Source organism: Aminobacter niigataensis (assembly GCF_946995915.1).
Lineage (GTDB): Bacteria > Pseudomonadota > Alphaproteobacteria > Rhizobiales > Rhizobiaceae > Aminobacter > Aminobacter niigataensis.
This window is the reverse complement of the sequence record NZ_OX341517.1, coordinates 2,111,683-2,137,705: the sequence shown is the minus strand read 5'-3', so window position 1 is coordinate 2,137,705 and position 26,023 is coordinate 2,111,683. Positions and strand designations below refer to the sequence as shown.

The following is a 26,023-nucleotide window of genomic DNA, read 5'->3' as shown; positions in this document are numbered from 1 at the left end:
CTTGCTTAACCGACACCAGAGGCAAGAGGCGATGAGCGACGACAACGTGACCGCGATGAAGCCGGCACGCGTGCTGTCGGACGCCATTCGCGATGTCAAGAACGCGACGGCGGATCGCACCGACGTCGTCGTCGACCTGCGCGAGGCCCATCGCATGCGGCTCGAATTGCTTGCCGCCGAGCTCGAGCAAGTCTTCGCCGACGTGCCAAAGGACATCGACAATTTCGACTTTGCCATATCGTCGGGCCTGCAGCCGCGACTGTGGATCGACGCGGTGAGCCATGTCGCCCTCGGTCGCGATCGCCGCACGTTCCGCTTCGTGCGCGACACCCGCATCGGACGCGTCGTCCTGGCTGAAACGCCCGACACCAAGCGCGTCGCCGCCCAGGTCACCCGCTACATCGCCGAGAGGATCGTGGAGCGGCAGCAGATGATGGACGGAGGCGCCGAACTGGCGTTGCCGAGCTTTGCCAGGGACCCTGTCGCCGAAGCGGAGCCGCCGTTGCGGCCCATCGCCCGGCCGATATGGCCAAGCTTCCTGTCCGGCTTCGGCCTGCTTGTCGCCGGCGCCGTCGCCGGCATCGCGGTGATGGCCGCGCTCTACTGGCTGCGCCTCGCCGCGACCGGCGTCAGCTTCTGACCTCGACGATCGAAAGCGGAACCATTGCCGTCAGGTCAAGGCTTGCGATCTCCGCAGGCGCCATCGTCGGTCCCGACAGGCCGCGGCGGGTCAGTTTCACATTCCAGCCGCCTGGCTCGCCCGAGATATCGATCAGGTTGAACTGCGCTGCCGGCCTGTGGCCGCCGGGCGCCTGCCCAGCGGCTGCAACGCCGACCACCGGCACCCGGCCGGCCGGCCCGTGGATCCAGTGCAGCGTCGGCAAATGCGAATGGCCGTGCAGCACCAGCTCGGTGCCGTAGCGACTGACCAAGCTCTGGAACTTGCCGATGCCGAACAGCCGCTTGTGCTGGCCCACGGCACCGCGCACCGGCGGATGATGGATCATCACCACCCGAAACAGCCCCCGCCTGCCCGTCTCCTCCAGAATGCGCGCCAGCCGTGCGGCCTGGCCTTCGCGGAAAAAACCGCTGGCCATGAAGGGTGCGGTCGCGCGCGCCGTCGACACGCCGATCAGCGCCACGTTCTTGCGCACGCGAAGATAGGGAAAAGTGTGGCGGCCGACGGGACCATGAGAGCCATCGCCGTTCATCCATGGTGCCCAGGCGTGGCAGGCCTTGTCGAACGCGCCGGGCACATAGGCATCGTGGTTGCCCGGCACCACCGAAACGTCGGCCGGTACGCCAAGCGTTTCGAGCCACATCCGCGCCAATTCGATCTCGCCGTCGAGCGCCAGGTTGACCAGGTCGCCGGTGACCGCGAGATGGTCGGGTGCCTGCGCCTTGAGGTCGGCGACAATCGTGTCGACGATGCCGTCGTGATGGTGGCGGCTCCGGTTTCGCTGCCAGTTGACGTAGCCGACCATGCGCTTGGAGGCGAGGTCGCGATAGGTTACATCCGGAAGCGGACCAAGATGGACGTCTGAGATATGCGCAAGCCTGAACATCCTTCCCTTTTAGGTGACGCTGCTCCGGCTTTCCACCCATGGCGGCACGCCTGATGGGGAATCACATCAAGGCCGCTCCGCAGCGCCAGAGCCTATGGGCGCGGCTGCGAGGCAGGCTGTTTCACCTCTATTTTCTGCTGCGAAGGCCGATGACGCTCGGCGTGCGTGGCCTCGTTCACGACAAGGCGACCAACGCCGTCTTCCTCATCCGCCACACCTACGTGCCCGGCTGGCAATTGCCTGGCGGCGGCGTCGAGATCGGCGAGACTTTTGTCGAATCGCTGACACGCGAACTGGAGGAGGAAGGCAACATCAGCCTCACCGCGCCGCCCGTGCTGAAATCGATCCACCTCAACAAGCAGGCGACCCGGCGCGACCATGTCGGGTTCTACCTGATCGAAGCATTCAGGCAGGACCGGCCCAAGCTGCCCGACCATGAGATCGCCGAGGCGGGATTCTTTCCGCTCGACGCCCTGCCGGAGGGTACGACGCCAGCGACGCGGCGGCGCATCGCCGAAGTCTTTGAGGGCGTGCCAGCGTCGCCGTATTGGTGACGGACTCCCCAAACCCTCACGGCGAGCTGTCGAACCACGGGTTTGGGCAAGCAGAATAGAGCCAAGCGCCCTCATGGTTCGACAGGCTCACCATGAGGGCTACTGAGCGCCAACAGGGGGCGCTCAGGCCGCCTTCAACAACTTCCCGCGGTTGTGCGGTGCCAAAAAATCGACCTCCGGCCCGACCGGCACGATCCCGGTCGGATTGATGCCGGTGTGGCTGCCGTAATAATGCGACTTGATGTGATGCAGGTTCACCGTCTCGGCAACGCCAGGCACCTGGTAGAGCTCGCGCAGATAGTTCGACAGGTTGGGATAATCGGCGATTCGCCTGAGATTGGTCTTGAAGTGGCCGACATAGACCGGGTCGAAGCGAACCAGCGTCGTGAACAGCCGCCAGTCGGCCTCGGTCAGCGTGTTGCCAACGAGGTAGCGTTGGCGCGACAGGCGGTCTTCCAGCGTGTCGAGCGCTGCAAACAGCTCACCGAAGGCCTCTTCATAGGCGGCCTGGGTGGTGGCAAAGCCGGCACGGTAGACGCCGTTGTTGATCGAGGGATAGACGAGGTCGTTCATCGCATCGATCTCGCGGCGCAGCGCCTCGGGGTAGAAGTCGAGCGAGGCATCGCCCCATTCGTCGAACGCCGAGTTCAGCATGCGGATGATCTCGGACGATTCGTTCGAGACGATCGTCTTTTCCTTCTTGTCCCACAGCACCGGCACGGTGACGCGGCCCGAATAGGTCGGGTCGGCCTTGGTGTAGAGCTGGTGCAGGAAGTCGAGCCCGTAGAGCGTGTCGCCGGTGGCGCCGTCGTCGGTGCGGAAGGTCCAGCCGTTCTCGCCCATGAAATGATGCACGACCGACACCGAGATGATGTCCTCGATCTTCTTCAGCGCGCGGAAGATCAGGGTCCTGTGCGCCCACGGACAGGCGAGCGAGACATAGAGATGGTAGCGCCCCGGCTCGGCCTTGAAGCCGCGCGTGCGGCCTTCCGCCGGCTTGCCGTCAGCGGTGATCCAGTCGCGCCATTGCGCATGCGAGCGCACGAATTTGCCGCCTGTCGACTTGGTGTCGTACCAGCGGTCCTGCCATTTGCCTTCGACCAGCAATCCCATCGTGAAATCCTTTCGTTTGCCAGCATGTAGGGCATGACACCGGCAATCCGAAGGTCCTCATCCTGAACGCATCGTTCAACGTTGCGCGCACATCGGCGAAATCCGCGATGGACGACCACGCGAAATGATGATAGCGGGCATTTCGATGTCACATTGCTTTGCAAATATCCGGATTGACCGACGACGAATGAGCGCACGCGCCTGAGGCGCTGACTTGCGAACGCTGCGGCTTGGCTCGCGGCACCTCATCCCAGGACACCGGACTGCAACGAACATGACCCTCGCCGACGTCACCTATCTGCCGGAAGCTCCGGCGCACGACCTCGAAATCGACGACATCAACGCCGAGGCCTTCGGCCCGGGCCGTTTCACCCGCGCTGCCTACAAGATCCGCGAAGGCGGCCCGCACGACCGCTCCTTGTCTTTTGTCGCCATGCACGCCGGCCAGGTCGTCGCCTCTGTGCGCATGACGCCGATCGCTGCCGGCGAAGGCCGCGCCCAGATGCTGGGACCACTCGCCGTGCGGCCCGACTTCAAGAACCTTGGCATCGGCCGCAAGCTCGTCGCCATGGCGCTGGCTGCAGCCGCCAAGGCCAATGAGCCGGCGGTGATCCTGGTCGGCGACGAACCCTATTACGGACCACTCGGTTTTGCCCGCATTCCACGCGGGCAGATCGAGATGCCGCGCCCCGTCGACCTCAACCGCCTGCTCGCCCACGAGGTCGTTCCCGGTGCGGTCGCGCTGCTGTCGGGCGAAGTCTGCCACGCCGACCTGGCCAAGACCCCGCGACGCGTGGCCGAGCCCGCCTGAACCCGACTGCCCTTTCCGTGCAGAGCGCGGTCTTAATACCGATTTCGGTTTTCAGGCCGATGCGATAGACCATCCGTTCACAGCAACAAGAGGACAGGCTGACATGAATCCAAACGGGCAGATCGCAGTGGTCACCGGCGCCGGCTCCGGCCTTGGCGAGGCAACCGCACGCGCACTCGCAGCCAAGGGCGCCAAGGTTGCGATCTTCGACCTCAGCCTCGAACGGGCCGAAAAGGTTGCCGCTGACATCGGTGGCGTGGCGGTTCGCTGCGACGTCAGCAACGAGGAAAGCGCTGTCGCCGCCTTCGCCGAAGTCGCCGCCAAGCTCGGAACCCCGCGCATCCTCGTCAACTGCGCCGGCATCGCCGTCGGTGTGAAGACAGTCGGCAAGGACGGGCCGCACCCGCTGAGCGTCTTCCGCCAGGTGGTCGAGGTCAATCTGATCGGCTCGTTCAACATGATCCGCCTGTTCGCCGACGGTGCGGCCAAGCTCGAGCCGTTGCAGGGCGGCGAGCGCGGCGTCATCATCAGCACGGCATCGGTCGCCGCCTATGACGGCCAGATCGGCCAGGCCGCCTACTCCGCATCCAAGGGCGGCGTCGTCGGCATGACGCTGCCGATCGCCCGCGACCTCTCCCGTTCGGGCATCCGCGTCGCCACGATCGCGCCCGGCATCTTCAAGACGCCGATGATGGCGGCGATGCCGCAGGAGGTGCAGGATTCGCTCGGTGCCGCCGTGCCGTTCCCGCCGCGCCTCGGCGAGCCGTCGGAATATGCGGCCCTTGCCCTGCACATCGTCGAGAACCAGATGCTCAACGGCGAAACCATCCGCCTCGACGGTGCCATCCGCATGGCGCCGAAATAAGCTCCTGACGTCTGCAATTCGTCTATCGTACAGCCCCGGATGCGCAAGCTCCGGGGTTGTCTCGTCTTGGACAAGCACGCCCTTGCCAAACCTGCGAGGATAAAGATAAGTAGATTGAATTATTCATATTTGATGGTGAAGGTGTTGGAAGAGCGCAAGAAGGATGTCATCCGCGAAACCGATGCAGAGGCGATCGCGCTGGCGCGTTCGCTGATGCGCACCGCGCGGCATGGCGCGCTCGCCGTCATCGAGCCGGAAACCGGCGCCCCGCTGGCCAGCCGCGTCGGCACCGCAACCGATGTCGACGGCACGCCGCTGATCCTGATCTCCGGCCTCTCCGCCCACACCAAGGGCATCGTCGCCGATCCGCGTTGCTCGCTTCTCGTCGGCGAGATCGGCAAGGGCGACCCGCTCGCCTATCCGCGCATCACGCTGTTCTGCCGGGCGGTTCGCCTGGAGCGCGGCACGCCGGAGCAGGCCCGCGCCGAACGCCGCTACATCAACCGCAACCCGAAGGCCAAGCTTTATGTCGGGCTTGGCGATTTCGCCATTTATCGGCTCGAACTGGATCGCGCCAACCTCAATGGCGGCTTCGGCAAGGCCTATCTGCTCAGCCGCGACGACCTGCTGCTGCAAGGCCCGGCGGTAGACGCCATTGCCGGCGCCGAACAGTCGGCGCTCGATCACATGAATTCCGATCACCGCGAGGCGATCGCCATCTACGCCAGCCATTTCGGCAAGCTCACCGACGGTGCCTGGACGCTCAGCGGCTTCGATCCGGAAGGGATGGATCTTGCCGTCGGCGACGAAACCGGACGGGTGGTTTTCCCGGAAATGCTTGTCGAAGCCGCCGATCTCAGACGCAGCCTTGTCGAAATGGCAAGAGTAGGCCGCGAAGCAAAGTCTTGATTTTTTAGAGGAAAGCTGATTTCTGCTGGTTTTGTTAGATCATTCATTGATTCCATTGAGGATCTGGCGTGGTAATTCGGTGTTGTTGCCCCCATGACGCCGGAAAGCATTGAAGATACACGGGGTTCGCATGAAACCGAAGAAATTGACGGCAAACGCGGAAGCCGCAGCCTCATTGCTCACGCTTATGGGCAATGAAAAGCGGCTGATGATCATGAGCCACCTGCTCGACACTGAGATGTCGGTCGGGGCCATCGCTGAAAAAGTGTCGCTGAGCCAGTCGGCGCTTTCGCAGCACCTTGCGCGGCTGCGCAACGAGGAGCTGGTCGAGACACGTCGCGACCGGCAGATGATCTATTATACCTGCAAGTCGGAAGCCGTGCGCAAGCTGCTCGGCACGCTGGAAGGCATTTTCGACGACGCCTGACGGGCATCCATGCCTTTTCGGCTCCCATAGCGGCCTGCCCTCCGCTATGGAGCAAGCCATGAACATCATCCGCATCGAAGACCCGGCAGACCCTCGTGTCGCGCCCTATCTCAGCATCCGCGAGCGCGATCTGGTCGGCCGCGAAGGGCGCTTCATTGCCGAAGGCAAGGTTGTGCTGAACGTACTGTTCGCCGCCGGCAGGTTTCAGGCAGAATCGGTGCTGGTCCTCGAAAACCGCCTCGCCGGCATGACCGAGACGCTCGGCTTCGCGCCCGAAGGCATGCCCGTCTACGTCGCCTCCGCTGCCGTCATCGACGCCATTGCCGGCTTCCACATGCATCGCGGCATCCTCGCCATCGGCAACAAGGGCTCAGCCCCTTCGGCCGACGAGATGCTGGCCGCCCTGCCCGAGCGCGCGCTGGTCGCGGTTCCGGTGGGCATTTCCAACCACGACAATATCGGCTCGATCTTCCGCAATGCCGCGGCCTTCGGTGCAGATGCGGTGCTGCTCGACGAAACCTGCTGCGATCCGCTCTACCGCAAGGCGATCAGGGTCTCGGTGGGCGCCGCACTCAAGGTGCCCTTCGCCATCGGTGGAACGGCCGGCGAACTCGCCGACGCGCTGTCGCGCCATGGCTTCGAGCAACTCGCGCTATCGCCGGCTGGAAAAGCTGATATCCGCGACATTCGACGCCCGAAGCGCCTGGCGCTCTATCTCGGCACCGAAGGCGACGGCCTGCCGGAACCGCTGCTGAAGCGGCTGACGACGGCAAGGATCAGGATGGCGCCGGGCTTCGACAGCCTCAACGTCGCGGCCGCCTCGGCGATCGCGCTGCATCATTTCACGGATGCAACCGGATAGACCTATTCGGCAGGCGGGGACTTCTGCAGAGCCCTGACCCGATCGGCGAGGCTGATCATCGCCGGCCCGTCATCATTGGTCGGAGCCGGGGTGCCGCCCGCCTTTGCGAGTGCCTGGGCGATGGGCGATTCCGGTCCCTCGAGCCGCGCCGTGAGTGCCACGACTTCGGCCGCGAGTTCGTGCATCTGCTCGCGCAGCACAGAGTCTTCGCCCGCAACCGGCGCAGATCGCCCTGCCCGGGCAAGTTCGCCCTTCAGCCGCTTGTTCTCGCGCAGGAGCGTAGTCAGCCGGCCTTCGAGACGTTCGCGCTCGGCCGATGGAGCGGTTTCATTGTTCATGCTGCCGGCCTCCTGCGCCGCCGGCGCGCTTTTCAGTTGCGCGCGTACGCGGGCAAGTTCGCCCTCGCGCCGCTCGATCTTGTCGTCGCGATCGCTCAGCGACGTCACCATTTGCTGCAACTTCTTGTCGAGGTCCGCAGCGCGCCTGGTTTCCGCCGTCAACGCCTCGCGCACGGCCTTGTTGTCGGCTTCGAGCTCACTCACGCGCCGATCCGTGTCTTTTCGCTGATGGCGCAGCGCCGACATGTCGTCCGACAGCTTTCCCATCTCGCTCTCGCGGCTCACCAGTTCGATCTGGCGATTGCTGGAGGAAAGGCTGGCTTCGTCATAAAGCCTGCCCATCTCCTCGATTTCCTCGGAGCGCTTCTCCAGCAGCCGCTCGGCCTCGGCGAGCTGGGCGGCGAGCGCCTTGACCTGCTCGTCGCGCTTGCCGACCTCTTCATGCAGATTGCCGCGCTTGGCCTCGAGCTCGCTGACAACCCGGTCCTTCTCGGCATGGCCGTCGGCGACCAGCTTCTTTGCCTCGCGGTGGCGGCTGAGCTCAATGGCTTGCGCCAGCACCTTTTCCTGCGAAGCCTTGAGTTGGACCTCGACCTTGCGCAGGGCCATGGCATGTTCGGCGCGGAGGCTGTCCTTGTCGGCGCGAATCTCGTCCAGGGTCATGGGAAGCTTCGCCTGGACCCTTTGCCGCGTAACCGAAACGGCGCGCCGCCATACCGATGGCGCGACCAGCAGCACGAGAAACCCGGCGGTCAGGAAGCCAAGAACGAAAAACAGGATCGACTGGACCAAGGCACATTACCCGTTACGGACAGGCCGACTTTGCCATGTTCCCATGGCAGGAATCCAGCACCGCTGCAAACGCTATGGCACCCGACCAGCCTGTTCTTCACACAATCAGAAGGGATTCCACGTCGGCTGCTGCGTCAACTTCAGGTAGCCGAGATTGACTCCCAGTCGCGCCCCCACGCCCGTGCGCACCGGCACCAGCAGGATGTTGCCGCGCTTGAGCACGTTGAAACCGACGCCGGCAACGATGTAGGCCGAGCCGGCAACACCGCCGTAGCGGTCGTAGAGATTGTTGATATCGTCCAGATTGTAGACGAGGATCATCGTCCGCGAGCCCTGGCCACCGAAATCCCAGCCAAGCGAAGGCCCCTGCCAGAACACCTTATGGTCGCCGGCATTCTTGGTATAGAGCGTGCCTTCGCCATAGGTCAGGCCGCCGACAAAGGCGCCGGAACCCTCTTCGCCGAGCACATAGCCGTTAGGCAGGCCGTAGGACGCGAAAACCTTCTCGACGACGCTGGCGAGACCGCCCGAAGTCGAGCCGAAAAACCGGTGTCCGGAATCGAGGATCTCCTGCGCCGTGTATTGCTGCGCGCGAGACGCAGATGTCGAAAATGCCAGAACGCCGACAAGGACGAACATCGCGGCAACTAGCCGGGCGAACGTCCGGCCATAGAATCGGGAAATCATGCTTCCAAATCTCCGTCAGGGAGCACACTTTCTCCGACGCCCCGGACTGCTGCTGCTCTTGATCGGCAGCTGGCTCGTCCAACTCCGGCAAACTATGCCGTAATCCTTTTTCAACCATTAAACTGCCTGATGAAGATGGCGGATCGAAGGCATAAAACCCTGTGGAAAGGCCGGATTTGCGCCCAAATGTAGGCGTTTTAATCAAGTGCAGTATGCTGATTCTTGCCGCCGCAACGGGCGCTGTGTAACCAAGAGTACCGTCGACCAGCCCTGATTCGCATTGTGGGTCCTGGTCTCATTTTGAACTTAAGCTGCTGCCGAGGGATGTCGTTCATGGCCGAATTGATGATGCTTTCCGCCCCCGATCTCGCGGCGCTGCTGTGCAGCAGGGTCTGCCACGACATCATTTCGCCGGTCGGCGCCATCAACAACGGCCTCGAACTGCTTGACGAGGGCGGCGCCGACGAAGACGCCATGCGCCTCATCCGCACCAGTGCGCGCAACGCATCGGCGCGATTGCAGTTCGCCCGCATCGCCTTCGGTGCCGCCGGTTCGGCCGGCATGCTGATCGACACCGGCGACGCCGAAGCGGTCGCCACCGCGTTTCTCAAGAACGAGAAGCCGGAACTGGCATGGTCGGGCGGGCGCGCGCTGTTGCCCAAGAACAAGGTCAAGCTGCTGCTCAACCTGCTTCTGGTTGCCCACGCCGCGATCCCGCGTGGCGGCAAGCTCGGCGTCACGCTCGAAAACGTCGAGACCGCGCCGAAATTCACCCTGTCGGCCAGCGGCCCGATGCTGCGCGTGCCGCCGAAGTTCCTCGAGCTGCATTCCGGCCAGAAGCCGGAAGAGCCCATCGACGCCCATTCGGTTCAGCCCTACTACACGCTGCTGCTCGCACGCGAGGCTGGCATGACGATCTCGATCCACGCCACGCCGGAAGAAATTCTGCTGACTGCCGAGTGAAAAGGCGCCGCGCGCCAGTATTCGCAGAGTAAAATTGGCCGCCCTGCCCCTTCTGGCGGCATGGAGCCTGGTGGCACCGCGTCCTGCATGGTCGCAGCCCTTGTTGACCGGCGTCGTTTCCACGAATTTTACCATTCGGGTTTTCAGCTTCTTTACGAGGATGCGCTAGGGTGAGTGCATCACCCCGGCGCGCCAGGCGCGTTCGGCTCCCGCAAGAAGGACCGGGCCATGAAGCGCTGCCTGTTCGTCGATGACTCCAGCGTCATCCGCAAAGTCGCCAAACGCATCCTCAACAGCCCCGATATGGCCGTCGTCGAGGCGGCGACCGGCGCCGAAGGGCTCGACATGTGCGCCTATGACATGCCTGACATCATCGTGGTCGACGGTGCGCTCGAGGACATGGCGACCGCCGACTTCATCCGCCGCGTCCGCGCCCTCAACAGCCGCGTCAAGCCGCAGATCGCGATCTGCCTGACCGAAGTGGATATCGGCGCCATCATGCGTGCCAAGCGGGCCGGCGCGCAGGGTTATCTCCTGAAGCCGTTCACCAGGCCGCAACTGCTCGACCGCTTCCGCGCCTTCGACGTCGCCGCCTGATTCGCGGCAAAGAAAAACCCGGCTCGCAGGCCGGGTTTTGACTGAAATCGGAACAAGAAATCAGGCGATTTCGCGAAGCTCTTCGGGCTCGCGCAGAACATAGCCGCGACCCCAGACAGTTTCGATGAAGTTCTGTCCGCCGGATGCGGCGTCGAGCTTCTTGCGCAGCTTGCAGATGAAGACGTCGATGATCTTCAGCTCAGGCTCATCCATGCCGCCATAGAGGTGGTTGAGGAACATTTCCTTGGTCAGAGTCGTGCCCTTGCGCAGCGAGAGCAGCTCCAGCATCTGGTATTCCTTACCGGTCAGATGCACGCGCTGGCCACCGACCTCGACCGTCTTGGCGTCGAGATTGACGATCAGGTCGCCGGTCATGATGACCGACTGGGCGTGGCCCTTCGAACGGCGGACGATGGCGTGGATGCGCGCTACCAGTTCGTCCTTGTGGAACGGCTTGGTCATGTAGTCGTCGGCACCGAAGCCCAAGCCACGCACCTTGTCCTCGATGCCGGCCATGCCGGAGAGTATCAGGATCGGCGTCTTGACCTTGGACAGGCGCAAAGTGCGCAGAACCTCATAGCCCGACATGTCGGGCAGGTTCAGGTCGAGAAGGATGATGTCGTAATCATAAAGCTTGCCGAGATCGACGCCTTCTTCGCCGAGATCGGTCGTATAGACGTTGAAGCTCTCCGATTTGAGCATCAGTTCGATGCTCTGTGCGGTTGCACTGTCGTCTTCTATCAGCAGAACGCGCATTCAAATCCCCTTTTCTGCTGCCGGAACATCTTCGCGGTCTCGTCCATACCGGCCCAGTGCTACTGAATCGGAGGCTGCCATCGAATGGTTAACAAAACCTAATTTCGTATGGAAGACCATATCAGAAATTTTAACCGGCGCATACACCCTCTTGAATCCAAACATGAATCACACGGTCAACATCTTAACGCGACGCATTAACTAGGTTGACTAAGCGACTCCAGAGAAGGACCGATCACATTCGCGGCGAAAACCAGAATCTTTACCGGGCCTTAAGTCTCGATGGGTATGATTAACGATGCCCGTAAACGAATGGTTACCGGCGGAGAAAAACTTTAAAAGTTTGTTTTCCATAGCCGGGAGTTCAGGACCGGTTCGGGTGCGGCAGGGTCCCTCGGGGCCAAAGTAGGCGAGTGCAAGTGCGTTTTTCGTTGTTCGGGAGTGTCGGGTCATGAAATCACGTGAGAACCTGGTCAGGCTCAAGCAGTTTCAGGTGAACGAAAAGCGCCGCCAGCTGATGCAGCTTGATTCGATGATCGCCGAGTTCGACCGGATGGCGAACGAACTCGAGATGCAGATCGTCGCCGAGGAAAAGAAGGCGGGGATCACCGATCTCAATCATTTCGCCTACCCGACCTTCGCCAAGGCGGCGCGGCAACGACGTGACAACCTGAAGAACTCCCAGCATGACCTGGCGCAACAGCGCGCCGCTGCCGAATCCTTACTCTCCGAAGCTGAAGCGGAGCTGTCCAAGGCGGAAATGCTGGAATCGCGCGACCGTACCACCCGCGAGGCCGAGACCGGTGGCCGCAACGCGATGATCGGCTGACAAGCCGCTCCTTCAGACAGATTCTGGCCCGGCAGCGCCCGGCCGGCAATTACACGACGAGTTCGCCTTCGAGCGACCTTGCCCGCGCGTCGCGAATATCGGGCGCGTGCTGCTCCGACCACACCCTGATCTGATTGAGCAGGTCCGCCAGGTTCCGGCCGAGGTCGGTCAACTCATATTCGACCCTTGGCGGAATGACCGGGAAGATCTCGCGCCGCACCAACCCGTCCCGCTCCAGCACGCGCAACGTCTGCGTCAGCATCTTGGGCGTGATGCCCTCGACCTTGCGCTGCAGCTCGCCATAGCGCCGCTTGCCCGGCTTCAACGCCCCGACGACCAGATAGACCCACTTGCTCGCCAGCATCTCGAGCACGGTGTGCGACATGCATTGACGCCGGAAGGCGTCGTAGCCGAATGGGGTGTCGGGAGCGCATTCACTATCCATGGGGTACCTATATATCATTGAGGTACATTCTCGACAATCGATTGATACTATCCAATTTATAGTGGCACATGCATCATCCCAAGGAGGACAATCCCATGCGTGCCATTACCCAGGCCACCGTCGGCGGCCCAGAAGTGCTTGAGCTTGCCGAACGCCCCGCCCCGCAGCCCAAATCAGGCGAAGTGCTGATCCGCGTCAGGGCAGCAGGCGTCAATCCCGTCGATGCCGCCGTGCGCGGCGGCTATTACCCCCTGCTCGGCGAACCGCCCTTCGTGCTCGGCTGGGATGTCTCGGGTACGGTCGTGGCGGTTGGCCCCGGCGCCAATGGTTTCGCCCCCGGCGACGAGGTCTTCGGCATGCCTCACTTCCCGGCGGAGGCCGCGGCCTATGCCGAATTTGCGACCTCACCGGCAAGTGAGGTCGCACACAAGCCAGTAGCGCTTGATCATGCCTCGGCTGCCGCCCTCCCCCTCGCCGGACTGACCGCCTGGCAGGGGCTCGTGACATCAGGAAAGCTCAAGGCCGGCGATCGCGTCCTGATCCATGCTGCCGCCGGTGGTGTCGGCCATCTCGCCGTGCAGATCGCCAAGGCGCTCGGTGCCCATGTCGTTGCCACGGCAAGCCCGGGCAAGGTCGATTTCGTCCGCTCCCTCGGTGCCGATGAGGTGATCGACTATACATCTCGCGACTTCGTCGCCGTGGCCGGGCAGGTCGACCTGGTGTTCGATCCGCTCGGCGGCGAGCATGCCGAAAAATCGCTCAAGGTGCTGCGCAAGGGCGGCGTGCTCGTTGCCCTGCTCGACCCCAGCGAGAAGGCGAAGTCGGACGCCGAGGCCCTGGGCATCCGGCTCGAGCGCATCCTGGTGCGGCCCGACCGCGAGGGGCTGGAGGAACTTGGCCGATTGGCCACCGCCGGCAAGCTCAAGGTGAATGTCGCCAAGAGCTTTGCGCTCGAGGACGCAGGCGCAGCCCACACTTTCCTCGCCACCAAACCGAGGGGCAAGGTAGTGCTGGCGATCTAGCCCTGCAGGAAGGCAGGGCTCAAACGAAAAAGGGTGCGGCAAGCCGCACCCTTTCTTGTTGGTTGGCCGTAACGGCCGGTGTCAATGACGGTATTGCTGGATGCGCGTGGTGCGCAGGCCGGCAAGGCCATATTCGTCAATGGAAGCCTGCCAGGACAGAAACTCCTCGGTCGTCAACTTGTAGCGTTGGCACGCTTCGTCGAGACTGAGCAGCCCTCCCCTGACCGCTGCGACCACTTCCGCTTTGCGGCGGATAACCCACCGGCGCGTATTGGTCGGGGGCAGATCGGCAATCGTAAGCGGGCTGCCGTCCGGCCCGATAACATATTTGACACGCGGTCTAACCAGATCGGTCATCGTACTCTCTACTAAAAACTCAAAGACCCAATCACCTGCCACACTAGCGCCACAGCTTTAAAAATTGCCTAAGCGTGTCCTAAGAGCTAAGTAACGAACGTGAACAGAACGTTAGACTCTCAATCCGCAATTTAACCACCTGCCCAGTTGGCGGGTTTGCCGCCGAAAAAGGTGGACCAGACCGCTTCGGGTGGCACTGCGGCGAGGCTTGACCTATATTGCAGCCATTGGCATGCAGCCGACCTAAAGACAGCGGAACGCAATCCCGATGAACAGCCTGGACCTGCCCGGACGCCCCGAAGACACCCGCGTGGTTGTAGCCATGTCGGGCGGTGTCGACTCTTCAGTTGTGGCAGGCCTGCTCAAACAAGAGGGTTATGACGTCGTCGGCGTCACGCTGCAGCTCTACGACCACGGTGCGGCCACCCATCGCGCCGGTTCGTGCTGTGCCGGACAGGACATCGCCGACGCCCGCCGCGTCTCCGAGACGCTCGGGATTCCCCATTACGTGCTCGACTATGAAGAGCGCTTCCGCAAGGCCGTCATCGACCCGTTCGCCGAAAGCTACGTCGCCGGCGAGACGCCGATCCCGTGCGTGTCGTGCAACCAGACGGTCAAGTTCGCCGACCTGCTCGCCACCGCACGCGAGCTCGGCGCTGATGCGCTGGCCACCGGCCACTACATCCGCTCCAGGCAGAATGGCGCCCATCGCGCGCTGTATCGCCCGGTCGACGCCGACCGCGACCAGAGCTATTTCCTGTTTGCCACCACCCAGGAACAGATCGACTACCTGCGCTTTCCGCTCGGCGGCATGTCCAAGCCCGAGGTTCGCGCCGCAGCCGAGCGCATGGGCCTGACGGTTGCCGCCAAGCAGGACAGCCAGGACATCTGCTTCGTGCCGCAGGGCAAGTATACCGACATCATCGCCAAGCTGAGGCCCTCCGCCGCCAATCCCGGCGACATCGTCCATATCGACGGCCGCGTGCTTGGCCGCCACGAAGGCATCCTGCGCTACACCATCGGCCAGCGCCGTGGCATCGGCATCGCTTCCGGCGAACCGCTCTACGTCGTCCATATCGACGCCGAACGCGCCCGTGTGATCGTCGGCCCGCGCGAGGCGCTGGAGACGCACAAGATCTTCCTGCGCGGCATGAACTGGCTGGGCGACGAGGCGCTGTCTGCCGTTCCCGCTGGCGGCCTCGAGCTCTACGCCAAGGTGCGTTCGTCGCGTCCGCCCCGCCCCGTGGTTCTGCATCATCGCGACGGCGCGACCTGGGTCGAACTCGTCGATGGCGAGTCGGGCATAGCGCCCGGCCAAGCCTGCGTGCTTTATTCCGACGAGGTCAACGAAGCGCGCGTCTTCGGCGGCGGTTTCATCGAACGTTCCGAACGCCATGCCGACGCCGAGGCGATGCTGTCGCGGCTGGCGGCAACGCCGGGCTCCATAGCCGCAGAATAAGCTCGACATCCGTGCTGGAAGCGGCCAAGCGCTGGGCGCGGCTCCTCAAGCGCGATGTCGTGGCCCTCTACCTCGCTGCGCGCAGCCGGTCGACGCCCTGGTATGCCCGCGTGGCAGCCGCCTGCGTGGCGGCCTACGCGCTGAGCCCGATCGATCTCATTCCCGACTTCGTGCCGATTCTCGGCTATCTCGACGACCTGCTGATCGTGCCATTGGGCATCTGGCTGGTCATCCGCATGATCCCGCCCGAACTGATGGCCGACTTCCGTGCAAAGGCAGCCGAAATCAACGCCAAGCCCAGGAGCCTGGCAGGCCTCGCCTTCGTCGTGACGGTATGGCTGGCAGCCCTCGCCCTTGCAGGGTGGTGGGTGATGAGGGGAATAGGGGAATAAGGCAGTAGGGCAGTAGGGCAGTAGGAAAGAGGTACCAGGCTCCCCTATTCCCCTATTCCCCTATTCCCCTACTCCCCTATTCCCATCACTTCAGTCGTGCGTGACAGTGCCCGCCGTAAGAATACGCAGCACGCCCAGCGCCTCTTCGGCGCCGGTGCGCGGCTCTTCGCGCGTCTGGATGCAATGGATGAAATGCTCGAGTTCACGCGTCAGCGGCATGGCATTTTCGAGCGTGATATAGGTCGGCTCGTTCATCGTCGAGGTCCATTGCCCTTCGTCCCGCCACACCGCATGCCGGTAGAGCGCCAGCTTGCGCTCCTGCGGCTCGACGTCGTCGAACACCGCCATGCCCTTGGTGCCGACCACCGTCAGCCGGCGCTCGCGATACGGATTGAGGCGCGAGGCAAACAGGTGTCCGCGCAAGCCATTGGGGAAACGCATGTGCAGGTGGGCAAAATCGCTGAGGTGATTGAGCACTGCAGCGCCCTCGCCGCGCACCTCGATGGGCGCCGTGCCGGTAATCGCCAGGATCATCGACAGGTCATGCGGAGCAAGATCCCACAGCGCATCGTTTTCGGCGTGGAACTTGCCGAGGCCCAGGCGATGCGAATGGATGTAGCCGACTTCGCCGAGCTCGCCCTTGTCGACCAGCGCCTTGAGCCCTTCGAAAGCCGGATGGAAGCGCAGCACGTGCCCGGTCATGAACACGCGACCATTGTCGCGCGCGGCTTTCACCGCGCGTTCGGCGTCGGGCACGGTCAGGGCGATCGGTTTTTCGACCAGCACGTCCTTGCCCGCTTCGACGGCACGAATCGCGAAATCGGCGTGGAACTGCGGCGGCAGCGCCATGACGACCGCATCGACGTCGTCGCGGGCAAACAGTTCGTCCGGCGTCAGCGCAAGGCAGCCCTGCTCGGCGGCAAATCGTTCGGCGCGGGCCGGGTCGACGTCGGAGACGGCATGAAGGGCGCCGAGCGACTTCAGGGTGCGGATATGATTACCGCCCCAATAGCCGCATCCAAGAACTGCAATACGCGGATTCATCAGGCTCTTTCCAGGGGGATTTATGTCGGCAGACATAATGTCCGAGCCTCTCTAACTCAACCCCGCAGCCTGCGCCAAAATCACCTAGCTCGCATGCACGCGGGCTCAAGCATACGCCGAAGATCGTTAACCGCACGCTCTACGGTCAGGCTCCCATCATGCGCTGCATAATTGCATTGCGGGCCGGCGCAGGAGCAATACCGCCTAAAAACCAACCGCAAACAGGCTGAATAGCAACCGGCGATGCGTCCTTGGCAATTATCCGGAATTGCGCAATGTCACTGCTTGACAGGTTCGTCATCCAGACATTATATCCGCCCGACCTTGGCGAACGCATCGACGCCTGCCTCTTCCGAGACAGTTTTTCGAGCCTTCTCCACCCTGGCGGGATAGCTCAGTTGGTTAGAGCACGGGAATCATAATCCTGGGGTCGGTGGTTCGAGTCCACTTCCCGCTACCATTTCCCCTCCGGAATCATGCCTCTAAAGTGTGAAGCCTCTCGGCATCTGCGAGGCGAACTGACCGCGATGATTCCGGCCAAGCGCACGATCGCGGATCTCACGCCACGGACATTCGTCGGACCCGACATATTCTGGCAACGATTTTTACACCCCCCGGCAGGGTGGCATGCCTGTCCATGATACTTGCCGCTATAATGTCGCTCGTTTCGAATGGGCCGGGATGGTTCGGCATCGGCGCCGGCACGCATGTGAGGCAAGATACTGGTGGGTTTCCTGAATTTCCGGCAGCAGAACAGGCCGCAGGGGCGCGAACGGGTCGAACTCGACCTGTCCGACACGGTCGTCTATGCCGTCGGCGACGTGCATGGCTGCTTCAGGGAACTGCGTGCGCTCGAGGCAAAGATCGTTGCCGACGCGGCAATGCTGCCCGGGCGGAAGCTGATCGTCATGTTGGGCGACTACATCGACCGCGGCCCGGATTCGGCGCGCGTGCTCGACCACCTGATCGCCCCACCGCCGGCCGGTTTCGAGCGCATCTGTCTGATCGGCAACCACGAAGCCCAGGCCCTCGACTATCTCGATGGGAAACTCTCGCTCGAACGCTGGCTCGCCACGGGTGCACGCAGCGCCTTGTTTTCCTACGACATCGATGCCGAGCACCTTGCCGAACTCTATGGCAGCAGCGGCAAGCTCGACGAGTACATCCGCGCCAACATCCCGCGCGACCACATCCGGTTCATGCGCTCGCTGCCGATCATGGCCTATTCGGAACGTTTCCTGTTCGTGCATGCCGGCATCCGGCCAGGCGTGCCCCTCCTCGACCAGAAGGACGACGACCTTCTCTACATCCGCGAGGAGTTCTTCGAGGCGTCCCGGCGGCTCGACCGCTGGGTGGTGCACGGCCACACGCCGACCGACTTCCCGCGCATCGAGGGCCGCCGGCTCGGCATCGACACCGGCGCCTTCAAGACCGGCCGACTGACGGCGGTGCGGATCGCCAACAAGGGCGGCCGACTGCTGTTTTCCTAGGCCACGCCCCGAAAGGCGGTCCCGGTTCTCGGGAGGCCCATGCGGGCTCCGTGCCTCAGCTGGCGACCTTCACCTTGGGCTCGCTCTTGTCGACATAGTAGCTGGAATATCTCTCCAGGAACTGCTCCGAGCCGCCATAGGCGCCGTAGCGCGGCAGCTTCTTGAGATCGACCTTGTTGAGCACCAGGCCAAGGATCTTGCTGGCGATCTGGGGTTCGGCGTTGAGCGCCGAACGGACGAGCGGCCGCGGCGTCGCACCCCATTCGGCGACCAGCACGAAGCCGTCGGCGAGCGGCGCGAACGCCTTCGCGTCGACCACCGGGCCGAGCGGCGGCAGGTCGACGATGATGTAGTCGAAGGTCGCCTTGGCGTCGTCGATGAAGCGTCGCATGCCGGCGGACGACAGCAATTCGCTGGTGTGCGAGAAGCGGCCCCGAACCACCGCCGGAACGATCGCCATCTTGGTCTGGCGATCGACCTTGATCACCGATTGCCAGCCCTGGTCGTTGACAACCGCCTCGACCAACCCTTGCTCGGCATCGATGCCGAGGCTGCGGCTGAGACCGGGATTGCGCAGGTCGGCGTCGATCAGCAGCGTCTTGGCGCCATTACTGGCGATCAGGCCGGCGAGATTGGCGGCGACCGTCGACTTGCCCTCGCCCGGAAGCATCGAGATGATCCCGATTACCTTGCAGCCCACATCCTGAAGCACGATGTCGCCGGCGATTTTGGTGCTGCGCAGCGTCTCGGCGAACATCGAGGCCGGGGCATCGACGGCGATGCGCATCTTGGCCCGGCGTTTCGCCGCCTCGGCGGCGCGCGTCGGGGGCTGTGGCGGCGGCGTGCCCATCTTGCCCGTCTCGGGTTTGGTCGCGTCCTTCTTGTCGTCGCTCGACCCCAGCAGCGGCAGATAGCCGAGGAACTTGACGCCAAGCCGCTCGCGCACATCCTCCGCGGTACGGAAGAAGCGCTCGTTGAACTCGTTGAGCGCGCCGAAGGCCGCACCGATGACGACGCCAAGCACGAGCGCCAGGCCGAATACCATCGAGGTTCGCGGGCTCGACGGGCCGCGCGGCGTCGTCGCCTCCGAAATCACCCTGACCTTGGCGATCGGGAAGGAGCGCTGCTGCGACGCCTCCTCATAGCGCGACAGGAAGGTCTGGTAGAGCGTGCTGAGTGCGGTCGCCTGCTGCTGCAGTTCGCGCAGGCGCACCTGTGCTTGGTTGGCGCTGGAGTTCTGGCCGGTCGCCTCCATCACGCTGTTGCGCAGCGCGGTCTCGCGCGACTGTGCCACTTCATATGCGTTGCGGTAGGTCTCGGAAAGCTGGCTCAGCTCGCGAAGAATCTGGTTGGACAGGTCCGCCTGCTCCTTGCGCAGGGCCACGGCCTGGGGATGGTTGGGCCCGAAGCCGGCCGAAATCTCCTGCTCGCGCTTGGACACGCCAGAATAGCGTTTCTTGAGTTCGGAGATCAGCGGATTTCCCGCCTCTTCCGCCGACAGGGTGGAATTGCCGACGGCAGCTTCCGGCCCGCTTTCGACGATGGTGCGGTATTGTTCGTAGCGCGCCCGCGCCTTGGCGGTGTCGGCCTGGGCCAGGATCAGCTGGGCATTGAGATCGGACAGCTGCTGTTCTGCGATGGTTTCGCCGCGCGCCGCCGCAAGACCGTTCTCGGCGCGGAACTTCTCGACCTCGAGTGCCGCCTTCTGCGAGCTCGCGCGCAGTTCCTCCAGCCGGCCCTGGAGCCAGACAGCGGCCTTTTCGGTGGCGTCGAAACTGGCGTCCAGCTGGTCGGCGACGAAGGCGTCGGCATAGGCCTTGGTGATCGCGGCCGCCAGTTGCGGATCGTGCGAGCGGTAGCCCATGGAAATGACATAGCTGCGGCCGGAGCGCTCGGCCATGATATCCGCCTGGAGCATGGCGACCGCCTGCTCCTTGCGCGCCGCTGCCGCCATTGACTTGCGCTGCGCTTCGGTGAGTTCCGCGCCGCCCGCGACATCGGGAGCAGAACGGAAGATCTGCAGGAAGCCGCGTGCGTAGCCGACCAGGGTCGACAGCAGCGACTTCGGCGGCTGCATGAAATTCTGGTTCTGGTCGAGCTTTTCCTTGTCGACGACCACCGCGGCCAGTCGCGCCGACTTGATGATCTCGATCTGGGAGAGGATCGCCGCGTCGGTCTGCATGTTGACCGGCGTCGCCGAAACCTCGTCGACCATCTTGTTCATGCCCTCGTCGATCAGCACGCGGGTGGAAGCGGTGAAGGTCGGCGGGGTGGTCTGGAGGTAAACGAGACCGAGCAGCAGGCCGATGATTGCGCCGACGCCGACGACCTTGGCCTGGCGCTTGGCCATGGAAAGAAGGCGTTCGAGATCGATGAAGTCGCTGCCTTCCCGCGGGTCCTCGCGAGACGCGGGTATGCGGTTGTTGAAGGGAAAGCTGGCGTAGTTCATCTGCATTCCAGTTCTTGCTGAGCAGCGTCTGCCGCTCGATGGGTTCTGGCGGAGCCGACTTCAGCTACGCAACTGCGGTGCCGATCGGGCACGCGTTATCTCAAATGTCGTCGAAGGCGAACCGTTTCGCCCGCCTTCGACAACGGTTCATGGCTTCAGGCCGCAGCGACGTGATCGTGCTCGGCGACCATGTCGCGGATGGCATCGAGCACGGAATCGCGGATATCGGCCCGCTTCAGCGCAAAGGCGACATTGGCCTGGATGAAGCCTTCCTTGGAGCCGCAGTCGAACATCCGGCCATTGAACGGCCGGGCGAAGAAGGCCTGGCTTGCGGCAAGGCGAACCATGGCGTCGGTCAGCTGGATCTCGCCGCCGGCGCCGCGCTTCTGGGTGCCCAGCAGGTTGAAGATCTCCGGCTGCAGGATGTAGCGGCCGTTGATGTAGAAGTTCGACGGCGCGTTGGCCGGCGCCGGCTTTTCGACCATCGCCGTCACCTCGAATCCCGAGCCGACATCGGGCCCCTTGCCGACGATGCCGTATTTGTTGGTTTCGCTCGGATCGCACTGCTCGACGGCAATGACGTTGCCGCCTGTTTCGGCGTGCAGGTCCATGATCTCGGCTAGGCAGCCGCGCTTGCCGAACGATACCATGTCCGGCAGCAGAAGGGCGAACGGCTCGTCGCCGATGATGTCGCGGGCGCACCAGACGGCGTGGCCGAGGCCATGCGGCGCCTGCTGACGGGTGAAGCTGGTGGCGCCCGGAATCGGCAATAGGCTCTCCAGCGATTTGATCTGCTCGACCTTGCCGGCCTGTTCGAGCGTGCCCACCAGTTCGGGATGAAGGTCGAAATAGTCCTCGATGACCGCCTTGTTGCGGCCCGTGACGAAGACGATGTGCTCGATGCCGGCTTCCAGTGCCTCGTCGACGGCGTACTGGACGACGGGCCTGTCGACGACGGGCAGCATTTCCTTGGGCATGGACTTGGTCGCGGGAAGGAACCGCGTGCCGAGCCCCGCCACCGGGATCACCGCTTTCCTGACTTTTTTCATCGTGCCAATCCTCTCGCTCATTTCAGTCTCCTCGTCTTGGTCTTGGCCGTCCCGGCTGTCGCATCATTTGCCGGGCCGGTATGCGAACTGCCTGGCAACCCGGCGCAACCGGACTGCGATCGGCATTCGCAAATGGCGAACCGCCGCCGGGTCCCCCAGGGCGGTTCTGATCGCCTTGAGCGGCGACCGCTGCTTGATGTGCTCAACCAGTGACAGGAATGAGGCAGCCTGAGAGAGGCTGCGCGTCCGTCGCGTGAACGCTTTTCGTGCCTCGCCGTCGAGCGTGCTGGATGCCTCGAAGGCGGCGTCAGCACGCTGCATCGCCTCGATGTGATGGAGCCCCAGAACCCTTGAAATCGAGCCGCTGCGGACATGATAGGCATAGCCTACGGCGGGTTCGACGGTGCAGCGCCCACCATTGGCGAGCGCGCTGGCGAGCAGGATGTAGTCCTCGCCGATGCGCAATTCCTCGTCGTAGCGAAGGCCATGGCGCTCGAGATATTCACGCAAGAATATCGGCTTCATGTAACCAAAATTGAACGTGGATTCGAAGACGACATTGCCGCCGATGAAGTCGGCCAGCGTGACATCTGCCAGTTCTTCGAGATAGCGCTCGGGAAACATCACCTCGGGCGGCGTGCCGTCTTCTCGAATCACTGCGATGTTGTCGACGGCCATCTCGGCAGAGCTCTGTTCGGCTCGGGCGATCATTGCAGCAAGCCTGCCCGGCAGCACCGCGTCGTCGGAATCGAGCACGGCGACCCAGCGCCCCCGCGCGGCATCGAGACCGGCATTGCGCGCCCCGCCCGGGCCGCGATTTTTCTCCAGCGCCACCACGCCAACGCGCGCGTCGTCATAAGAGCGCGCAAGCGCAAGCGTTGCGTCTGACGAGCGGTCGTCGACGACGATCACCTCGACGGTGACGCCACGTTGCGCCAATGCGCTGTCGATAGCGCGGCCGAGCGTCACCTCGGCGTTGTAGGCGGCGATGACGAAGCTAACGTCAGGCTGCATCCTGGCCTCCTTCGTTGCCGTAGAGGCGCAGTTCGCGTGCGCCGACCAGCCCGCTGAGCACGCCGACATGCATGACCCCGCGCAGCAGGCTGCGGTTGCGGCTGACCGGCTGGAATGCGGTCAGCCCTGCGGCGGCGAAGCAATAACTGGCCTTGGCCGAGGCACGAGCCAGTTCGCCGACCCGGCCAATGCCCGGTCGTTTCGAGCCGAGCAGCCGGCCATGCGTCTGGCCGACCCGGAAGCGCCGCTTAGTGAGCCAGCCGAACGAGGCACGCGACGATGGAACAGGCTCCTCCACCCAGGCCTCGGCGGCATAGGCAATGCGCCCGCCGGCGCCGTGGACCTGATCGAAGAACTCGGTGTCCTCGCCGCCAGACTGGCCGCGTGCCAGGCTGAAGCGGCGGCCGGAGATGCTGGGCGAACCCATCCTGAGCAAGGCATTGCAGGTGTAGCCGGTGCGGATCTCGCCCTGAACGAACACCGGATAGGTCGAATGGAAGTCACCGACCTGCATCCAGCCCGGCGTCCCTGCCCCGTAGCGCGCCTTGACCGGGCCGAGCACCACGTCGGCGCTGGTCGCCTGGGCGGTCTCGACCAGCCGTTTCAGCCATGCACCGGTCGCCTTCTCGTCATCGTCGATGAAGGCGACGAAATCGGCCGCGCTGGCATCGAGGCAGGCATTGCGGGCGAGCGAGATGTTGCGTGCCGGGCAATGGATGTAGCGGACCGGCAGCGGCAAGTCCTGCGCAAGCTCCGAGACCAGCGGCGAAGCACTCGGCACCTCGTCATTGTCGGCGACGACGATGCCGATGCGATATCCCTCGGGCAGGTCCATCGCCGCCAGCGAGCGCAGCGTGTCGGCAAGTTCGCGGCGCCTGAAGGTGCAGACGCAGATGTCGATGCCTGGCATCCCGGTCATGCGGTTCGCCCTCCTGCCGGCATGCCGAGCAGCTGGAGCCAGAAGCCGAGCGACCATGCGAAATGCATGACCATTGCCGACACGCCGGCAAGCGCCAGCCCGGGCCTGCTTTCGCGCAAGGCAAGGGCCGCGCCATAGCTAAGGCAGATCGCCACCCAGACGAGCAAAGGCACTGTGAATATCCAGTGGACGACGGCAAGGCTCGCCAGAAGTGCCGTGGGCACCACCATCAGCGGCACCATCTGCCGGAGCTTGGGGATGACCCGGTGCTTCAGCACGTTCTTCGCCCGGCCCCGGCCGTAGCCGAGATATTGCCGGAACAGGCCGGCAAGGGAGGCACGCGGAAAATAGGTCATGCGGGTGCTGCCGCTCATCCAGATGCGGTAGCCGGCCTGACGCAGGCGATGGTCGAACTCGGCGTCCTCGTTGTGGCTGAAGCTTTCGTCATAGCCGCCGACGTCGCGGAACGCGGCTATGCGGATCAGGGCGTGGTGGCCGTGGTCGACCCATTCTCCCGCCGAGCCATGCCTGTGCTTGGAGCCGCCAGTGCCCAGTTTCGAGTTCTGCGCCGCGGCCGCGGCCTGCTGAACCGTACCGGTGCCTTCAGTCAGCATCGAAACCACGACGGAATCGGCACCGGTCTCCAGCGCTTCTTCGAGCAGCCTGTCGCAATAGTCGTCGGGGTAGCCGCCATGGGCGTCGATGCGGATCAGGTAGTCGACACCATCGCCGAAAAGCTCGACCGCGCGGTTGATGGCAGCACTCTGGATGCGCGCGGGGTTGTCGATCAGCACGACATTGGCGTCTTGTGCCGCAACGCCTGCAACGATAGCGCGCGTCGCATCGCGGCTGCCGCCATCGGCAACGACGATCCGGGCCCCAAGCCGCCTTGCAGCCGGGCGAAGCCTGCCCAGCAGGCCGCCGATATGGCGCTCCTCGTTGAGGCACGGAATGACGATGATGGTGGAGGACGTCTCAATCATGAAGCTGCTTGTCTTGGATGGGTTGGTAATCAGGCGGCGATAGCGCGCGCGTCGACTTGCCCGTTCTCGGCAGCGACGCGTTCGAGCCTCGCCACCAGCGCGCGGCAATCGGAGCGGCTGCACACCCATGTCGCGGGATCGCGCGTAAGCACTGCCCCTTGCAAGACAGCGTACCGCTCGCTTGTCATGTCCGAGAGCGTTTGCGTTAGCGCCGCGACCGACGGCTCGGACAGCACCAGTCCGACATTCTGGCGTTCGAGGAAGCTGGCTGTTTCGGTGCCGGCCATGGCGATCGGCACCGTGCCGAAACGGCAGCCTTCATAGAGCCTGTTGGGCAGCAGCCATGTCGAGTTCTGGCCTTCCTCGAAGAAATCGATCGCCCAGGAAAAATGCACGTGCGAATAGATGTCGGCCATGTCCTCGGGGTTTCGGTAGGCACCCTTAAAGGCCAAATGGGGCTCGGATTCGACGAAACCATGGAAATCCGGAAACTCCGAAAGCGCCGGGCGCCCGCGCATGACCAGTTCGAAACGGCCTTCCGCGCTGCGGGTGAAATCGGCCAGCAGTTCGAGCGACTTGCGGCAGCGCAGCGCGCCGAACCAGCCGATCTTCCAAGGCAGCTGCGGAACCTGTGACGGCCGCAAATCGAATCGCGGCTGCAGTTCCAGCAGCTTGTTCTCGATCAGCTCGATGGGTGCGTCGATCTGGCCGAACCTTTCGAAATAATGCCTAACGAAGGCCGGCGAACTGGTCAGCAGCAGGCTGACATTACGCCCAAGCAGGCGCTCGGCACCGCGCAGGCCCTTGCCGAGCAGATCCTCGCGCAGCACCAGCCGATGGATGTCGAGGCACTCATAAACGGTCGGCACGGACGAAGAGAACGCACTCCGCGCGCGCTGCGCCAGCGCCAGCATTTCAAGATTGCGGGCTACGATCACGTCTGGCGCCGCGACTGATTTCAGCGACGCGGCAATGCGCGTCGCCGCCATGGCGACCGCGCCCAGCCGCTGCGCAAAGCGGCCATCGCGCGTGATACCAAGGTCGATCGGCGTCACGCCTTCGACGTCTTCGAGTTCTTGCGTCCGGCGGAAACCAGCGAGCGTAACGCGCGCGCCACCGGCCTTGAGCATGATGATCCGTCGGCGAACTGCCGGGTCGGAAACATCATGCACCAGGTACAGAACATGCAGCATGAATTCACGCTCGCAGTTTGGCCCACCGATGACGAGGCTAGAGCACCCATTACTGCATCGCAACAATTATTGACTGGCAGGACCTCAAATATTGTTGCGCCGCAAAATGGCCCGGTTAGCCTGTACTTAATTTCCCGAC

Annotated in this window: 29 protein-coding genes and 1 tRNA gene; 15 read left to right on the top strand and 15 right to left on the bottom strand. The window is 63.5% G+C overall.

From position 1 onward, the window contains the following. Positions 1–31 precede the first annotated feature (31 nt). Positions 32–640, top strand: a complete 609-nt coding sequence (locus O1Y97_RS10325) for a hypothetical protein (protein ID WP_318763939.1) — start codon at positions 32–34, stop codon at positions 638–640. Here O1Y97_RS10325 and O1Y97_RS10320 read toward each other — a convergent pair. Next, positions 630–1,565 carry a metallophosphoesterase family protein gene (locus tag O1Y97_RS10320; protein WP_318763938.1) on the bottom strand — a complete coding sequence of 312 codons (936 nt, stop codon included), beginning with the start codon at positions 1,563–1,565 and terminating at the stop codon, positions 630–632. The two genes, O1Y97_RS10325 and O1Y97_RS10320, sit on opposite strands and share 11 nt — an antisense overlap. A gap of 53 nt (positions 1,566–1,618) precedes the next feature. Here O1Y97_RS10320 and O1Y97_RS10315 point away from each other — a divergent pair, with 53 nt between their 5' ends. Beyond that, positions 1,619–2,119 carry an NUDIX domain-containing protein gene (locus O1Y97_RS10315; RefSeq protein ID WP_183264336.1) on the top strand — a complete coding sequence of 167 codons (501 nt, stop codon included), beginning with the start codon at positions 1,619–1,621 and terminating at the stop codon, positions 2,117–2,119. Between the two features lie 123 nt (positions 2,120–2,242). On the opposite strand, the gene O1Y97_RS10310 is transcribed toward O1Y97_RS10315, so the two are convergent. Further along, positions 2,243–3,232: a glutathione S-transferase family protein gene (locus O1Y97_RS10310; protein ID WP_318763937.1), complete on the bottom strand. Its 990-nt coding sequence runs from the start codon at positions 3,230–3,232 to the stop codon at positions 2,243–2,245. A gap of 274 nt (positions 3,233–3,506) precedes the next feature. Between O1Y97_RS10310 and O1Y97_RS10305 the strand changes: the two genes are divergently transcribed. The 5 genes from O1Y97_RS10305 to O1Y97_RS10285 all read left to right on the top strand — a co-directional run bounded on the left by O1Y97_RS10305 (position 3,507) and on the right by O1Y97_RS10285 (position 7,106). After that, positions 3,507–4,043, top strand: a complete 537-nt coding sequence (locus tag O1Y97_RS10305) for a GNAT family N-acetyltransferase (RefSeq protein WP_318763936.1) — start codon at positions 3,507–3,509, stop codon at positions 4,041–4,043. A 103-nt stretch (positions 4,044–4,146) separates the two neighbouring features. Beyond that, positions 4,147–4,908: a 3-hydroxyacyl-CoA dehydrogenase gene (locus tag O1Y97_RS10300; protein ID WP_108607233.1), complete on the top strand. Its 762-nt coding sequence runs from the start codon at positions 4,147–4,149 to the stop codon at positions 4,906–4,908. 132 nt (positions 4,909–5,040) lie between these two features. Continuing rightward, entirely contained in the window at positions 5,041–5,817 is a 777-nt protein-coding gene (locus O1Y97_RS10295) for a HugZ family pyridoxamine 5'-phosphate oxidase (RefSeq protein WP_318764188.1), read from the top strand. A gap of 130 nt (positions 5,818–5,947) precedes the next feature. Further along, positions 5,948–6,244, top strand: coding sequence for an ArsR/SmtB family transcription factor (locus tag O1Y97_RS10290; protein ID WP_055973517.1), 297 nt, complete (start codon positions 5,948–5,950; stop codon positions 6,242–6,244). A gap of 58 nt (positions 6,245–6,302) precedes the next feature. After that, positions 6,303–7,106 (top strand): TrmH family RNA methyltransferase, encoded by an 804-nt coding sequence (locus O1Y97_RS10285; protein ID WP_183264339.1) that lies wholly within the window; start codon positions 6,303–6,305, stop codon positions 7,104–7,106. 2 nt (positions 7,107–7,108) lie between these two features. On the opposite strand, the gene O1Y97_RS10280 is transcribed toward O1Y97_RS10285, so the two are convergent. Then, on the bottom strand, positions 7,109–8,236 hold the full coding sequence (locus tag O1Y97_RS10280) for a coiled-coil domain-containing protein (RefSeq protein ID WP_183264340.1): 1,128 nt from the start codon (positions 8,234–8,236) through the stop codon (positions 7,109–7,111). A 105-nt stretch (positions 8,237–8,341) separates the two neighbouring features. After that, positions 8,342–8,923, bottom strand: coding sequence for a DUF1134 domain-containing protein (locus tag O1Y97_RS10275; protein WP_055973511.1), 582 nt, complete (start codon positions 8,921–8,923; stop codon positions 8,342–8,344). 333 nt (positions 8,924–9,256) lie between these two features. Here O1Y97_RS10275 and chpT point away from each other — a divergent pair, with 333 nt between their 5' ends. Together chpT and O1Y97_RS10265 are read left to right on the top strand one after the other, a co-directional pair. Then, positions 9,257–9,886 (top strand): histidine phosphotransferase ChpT, encoded by a 630-nt coding sequence (chpT, locus tag O1Y97_RS10270; RefSeq protein WP_108609783.1) that lies wholly within the window; start codon positions 9,257–9,259, stop codon positions 9,884–9,886. 228 nt (positions 9,887–10,114) lie between these two features. Further along, positions 10,115–10,483 carry a response regulator gene (locus O1Y97_RS10265; protein WP_318763935.1) on the top strand — a complete coding sequence of 123 codons (369 nt, stop codon included), beginning with the start codon at positions 10,115–10,117 and terminating at the stop codon, positions 10,481–10,483. Positions 10,484–10,543: 60 nt separating this feature from the next. Here O1Y97_RS10265 and ctrA read toward each other — a convergent pair whose 3' ends face one another. Further along, positions 10,544–11,239: a response regulator transcription factor CtrA gene (gene ctrA, locus O1Y97_RS10260; RefSeq protein WP_018429116.1), complete on the bottom strand. Its 696-nt coding sequence runs from the start codon at positions 11,237–11,239 to the stop codon at positions 10,544–10,546. Between the two features lie 451 nt (positions 11,240–11,690). Between ctrA and O1Y97_RS10255 the strand changes: the two genes are divergently transcribed. Beyond that, entirely contained in the window at positions 11,691–12,068 is a 378-nt protein-coding gene (locus O1Y97_RS10255; protein WP_108607231.1) for a flagellar export protein FliJ, read from the top strand. Positions 12,069–12,117: 49 nt separating this feature from the next. Here the strand turns inward: O1Y97_RS10255 and O1Y97_RS10250 are convergent, their stop codons facing one another. Beyond that, positions 12,118–12,453, bottom strand: coding sequence for a winged helix-turn-helix transcriptional regulator (locus tag O1Y97_RS10250; RefSeq protein ID WP_318763934.1), 336 nt, complete (start codon positions 12,451–12,453; stop codon positions 12,118–12,120). Between the two features lie 155 nt (positions 12,454–12,608). Between O1Y97_RS10250 and O1Y97_RS10245 the strand changes: the two genes are divergently transcribed. Beyond that, the gene (locus O1Y97_RS10245; protein ID WP_318763933.1) at positions 12,609–13,535 is read left to right on the top strand and encodes an NADP-dependent oxidoreductase; all 927 of its coding nucleotides are present in this window, start codon (positions 12,609–12,611) and stop codon (positions 13,533–13,535) included. A gap of 81 nt (positions 13,536–13,616) precedes the next feature. Here the strand turns inward: O1Y97_RS10245 and sciP are convergent, their stop codons facing one another. Beyond that, a complete protein-coding gene (sciP, locus tag O1Y97_RS10240) occupies positions 13,617–13,892 on the bottom strand; it encodes a CtrA inhibitor SciP (RefSeq protein ID WP_013529904.1) in 276 nt (91 codons plus the stop codon). Positions 13,893–14,160: 268 nt separating this feature from the next. Between sciP and mnmA the strand changes: the two genes are divergently transcribed. Further along, on the top strand, positions 14,161–15,351 hold the full coding sequence (gene mnmA / locus O1Y97_RS10235) for a tRNA 2-thiouridine(34) synthase MnmA (RefSeq protein WP_108607229.1): 1,191 nt from the start codon (positions 14,161–14,163) through the stop codon (positions 15,349–15,351). 11 nt (positions 15,352–15,362) lie between these two features. Then, positions 15,363–15,743 carry a YkvA family protein gene (locus O1Y97_RS10230; protein ID WP_318763932.1) on the top strand — a complete coding sequence of 127 codons (381 nt, stop codon included), beginning with the start codon at positions 15,363–15,365 and terminating at the stop codon, positions 15,741–15,743. Positions 15,744–15,833: 90 nt separating this feature from the next. Here O1Y97_RS10230 and O1Y97_RS10225 read toward each other — a convergent pair whose 3' ends face one another. Both O1Y97_RS10225 and O1Y97_RS10220 read right to left on the bottom strand, forming a co-directional pair. Next, on the bottom strand, positions 15,834–16,787 hold the full coding sequence (locus O1Y97_RS10225; protein WP_318763931.1) for a Gfo/Idh/MocA family protein: 954 nt from the start codon (positions 16,785–16,787) through the stop codon (positions 15,834–15,836). Between the two features lie 145 nt (positions 16,788–16,932). After that, complete coding sequence (locus tag O1Y97_RS10220) at positions 16,933–17,088, bottom strand: hypothetical protein (protein WP_318763930.1); 156 nt, start codon at positions 17,086–17,088, stop codon at positions 16,933–16,935. An 82-nt stretch (positions 17,089–17,170) separates the two neighbouring features. Here O1Y97_RS10220 and O1Y97_RS10215 point away from each other — a divergent pair. Further along, a tRNA-Met gene (locus O1Y97_RS10215) sits at positions 17,171–17,247 on the top strand. A 274-nt stretch (positions 17,248–17,521) separates the two neighbouring features. Next, positions 17,522–18,277: a metallophosphoesterase family protein gene (locus tag O1Y97_RS10210; protein WP_404801277.1), complete on the top strand. Its 756-nt coding sequence runs from the start codon at positions 17,522–17,524 to the stop codon at positions 18,275–18,277. A 55-nt stretch (positions 18,278–18,332) separates the two neighbouring features. Here O1Y97_RS10210 and O1Y97_RS10205 read toward each other — a convergent pair whose 3' ends face one another. From O1Y97_RS10205 to O1Y97_RS10180, 6 genes are all read right to left on the bottom strand, one after another. After that, complete coding sequence (locus O1Y97_RS10205; RefSeq protein ID WP_318763928.1) at positions 18,333–20,726, bottom strand: polysaccharide biosynthesis tyrosine autokinase; 2,394 nt, start codon at positions 20,724–20,726, stop codon at positions 18,333–18,335. A 155-nt stretch (positions 20,727–20,881) separates the two neighbouring features. Then, complete coding sequence (locus tag O1Y97_RS10200; RefSeq protein WP_318764187.1) at positions 20,882–21,775, bottom strand: UTP--glucose-1-phosphate uridylyltransferase; 894 nt, start codon at positions 21,773–21,775, stop codon at positions 20,882–20,884. 63 nt (positions 21,776–21,838) lie between these two features. Continuing rightward, the gene (locus tag O1Y97_RS10195; RefSeq protein ID WP_318763927.1) at positions 21,839–22,789 is read right to left on the bottom strand and encodes a glycosyltransferase family 2 protein; all 951 of its coding nucleotides are present in this window, start codon (positions 22,787–22,789) and stop codon (positions 21,839–21,841) included. After that, positions 22,779–23,708, bottom strand: coding sequence for a glycosyltransferase (locus O1Y97_RS10190; RefSeq protein ID WP_318763926.1), 930 nt, complete (start codon positions 23,706–23,708; stop codon positions 22,779–22,781). The genes O1Y97_RS10195 and O1Y97_RS10190 overlap by 11 nt, the downstream gene beginning before the upstream one ends. Continuing rightward, entirely contained in the window at positions 23,705–24,691 is a 987-nt protein-coding gene (locus O1Y97_RS10185) for a glycosyltransferase family 2 protein (RefSeq protein ID WP_318763925.1), read from the bottom strand. The genes O1Y97_RS10190 and O1Y97_RS10185 overlap by 4 nt, the downstream gene beginning before the upstream one ends. Positions 24,692–24,720: 29 nt before the next feature. Next, positions 24,721–25,884: a glycosyltransferase family protein gene (locus O1Y97_RS10180; RefSeq protein WP_318763924.1), complete on the bottom strand. Its 1,164-nt coding sequence runs from the start codon at positions 25,882–25,884 to the stop codon at positions 24,721–24,723. Positions 25,885–26,023: the final 139 nt, after the last annotated feature.

Excerpts from the sequence above, each read along its gene's own strand:
- chpT (WP_108609783.1), top strand. The coding sequence starts at position 9,257 with ATGGCCGAATTGATGATGCTTTCCGCCCCCGATCTCGCGGCGCTGCTG.
- O1Y97_RS10320 (WP_318763938.1), bottom strand. The coding sequence starts at position 1,565 with ATGTTCAGGCTTGCGCATATCTCAGACGTCCATCTTGGTCCGCTTCCG.
- O1Y97_RS10190 (WP_318763926.1), bottom strand. The coding sequence starts at position 23,708 with ATGACCGGGATGCCAGGCATCGACATCTGCGTCTGCACCTTCAGGCGC.
- O1Y97_RS10275 (WP_055973511.1), bottom strand. The coding sequence starts at position 8,923 with ATGATTTCCCGATTCTATGGCCGGACGTTCGCCCGGCTAGTTGCCGCG.
- sciP (WP_013529904.1), bottom strand. The coding sequence starts at position 13,892 with ATGACCGATCTGGTTAGACCGCGTGTCAAATATGTTATCGGGCCGGAC.
- O1Y97_RS10180 (WP_318763924.1), bottom strand. The coding sequence starts at position 25,884 with ATGCTGCATGTTCTGTACCTGGTGCATGATGTTTCCGACCCGGCAGTT.
- O1Y97_RS10255 (WP_108607231.1), top strand. The coding sequence starts at position 11,691 with ATGAAATCACGTGAGAACCTGGTCAGGCTCAAGCAGTTTCAGGTGAAC.
- O1Y97_RS10185 (WP_318763925.1), bottom strand. The coding sequence starts at position 24,691 with ATGATTGAGACGTCCTCCACCATCATCGTCATTCCGTGCCTCAACGAG.
- mnmA (WP_108607229.1), top strand. The coding sequence starts at position 14,161 with ATGAACAGCCTGGACCTGCCCGGACGCCCCGAAGACACCCGCGTGGTT.
- O1Y97_RS10265 (WP_318763935.1), top strand. The coding sequence starts at position 10,115 with ATGAAGCGCTGCCTGTTCGTCGATGACTCCAGCGTCATCCGCAAAGTC.
- O1Y97_RS10245 (WP_318763933.1), top strand. The coding sequence starts at position 12,609 with ATGCGTGCCATTACCCAGGCCACCGTCGGCGGCCCAGAAGTGCTTGAG.
- O1Y97_RS10300 (WP_108607233.1), top strand. The coding sequence starts at position 4,147 with ATGAATCCAAACGGGCAGATCGCAGTGGTCACCGGCGCCGGCTCCGGC.
- O1Y97_RS10315 (WP_183264336.1), top strand. The coding sequence starts at position 1,619 with ATGGGGAATCACATCAAGGCCGCTCCGCAGCGCCAGAGCCTATGGGCG.
- O1Y97_RS10290 (WP_055973517.1), top strand. The coding sequence starts at position 5,948 with ATGAAACCGAAGAAATTGACGGCAAACGCGGAAGCCGCAGCCTCATTG.
- O1Y97_RS10200 (WP_318764187.1), bottom strand. The coding sequence starts at position 21,775 with ATGAAAAAAGTCAGGAAAGCGGTGATCCCGGTGGCGGGGCTCGGCACG.
- O1Y97_RS10295 (WP_318764188.1), top strand. The coding sequence starts at position 5,041 with ATGGTGAAGGTGTTGGAAGAGCGCAAGAAGGATGTCATCCGCGAAACC.
- O1Y97_RS10250 (WP_318763934.1), bottom strand. The coding sequence starts at position 12,453 with ATGTCGCACACCGTGCTCGAGATGCTGGCGAGCAAGTGGGTCTATCTG.
- O1Y97_RS10325 (WP_318763939.1), top strand. The coding sequence starts at position 32 with ATGAGCGACGACAACGTGACCGCGATGAAGCCGGCACGCGTGCTGTCG.
- O1Y97_RS10195 (WP_318763927.1), bottom strand. The coding sequence starts at position 22,789 with ATGCAGCCTGACGTTAGCTTCGTCATCGCCGCCTACAACGCCGAGGTG.
- O1Y97_RS10205 (WP_318763928.1), bottom strand. The coding sequence starts at position 20,726 with ATGAACTACGCCAGCTTTCCCTTCAACAACCGCATACCCGCGTCTCGC.
- O1Y97_RS10220 (WP_318763930.1), bottom strand. The coding sequence starts at position 17,088 with ATGACGAACCTGTCAAGCAGTGACATTGCGCAATTCCGGATAATTGCC.
- O1Y97_RS10310 (WP_318763937.1), bottom strand. The coding sequence starts at position 3,232 with ATGGGATTGCTGGTCGAAGGCAAATGGCAGGACCGCTGGTACGACACC.
- ctrA (WP_018429116.1), bottom strand. The coding sequence starts at position 11,239 with ATGCGCGTTCTGCTGATAGAAGACGACAGTGCAACCGCACAGAGCATC.
- O1Y97_RS10305 (WP_318763936.1), top strand. The coding sequence starts at position 3,507 with ATGACCCTCGCCGACGTCACCTATCTGCCGGAAGCTCCGGCGCACGAC.
- O1Y97_RS10225 (WP_318763931.1), bottom strand. The coding sequence starts at position 16,787 with ATGAATCCGCGTATTGCAGTTCTTGGATGCGGCTATTGGGGCGGTAAT.
- O1Y97_RS10285 (WP_183264339.1), top strand. The coding sequence starts at position 6,303 with ATGAACATCATCCGCATCGAAGACCCGGCAGACCCTCGTGTCGCGCCC.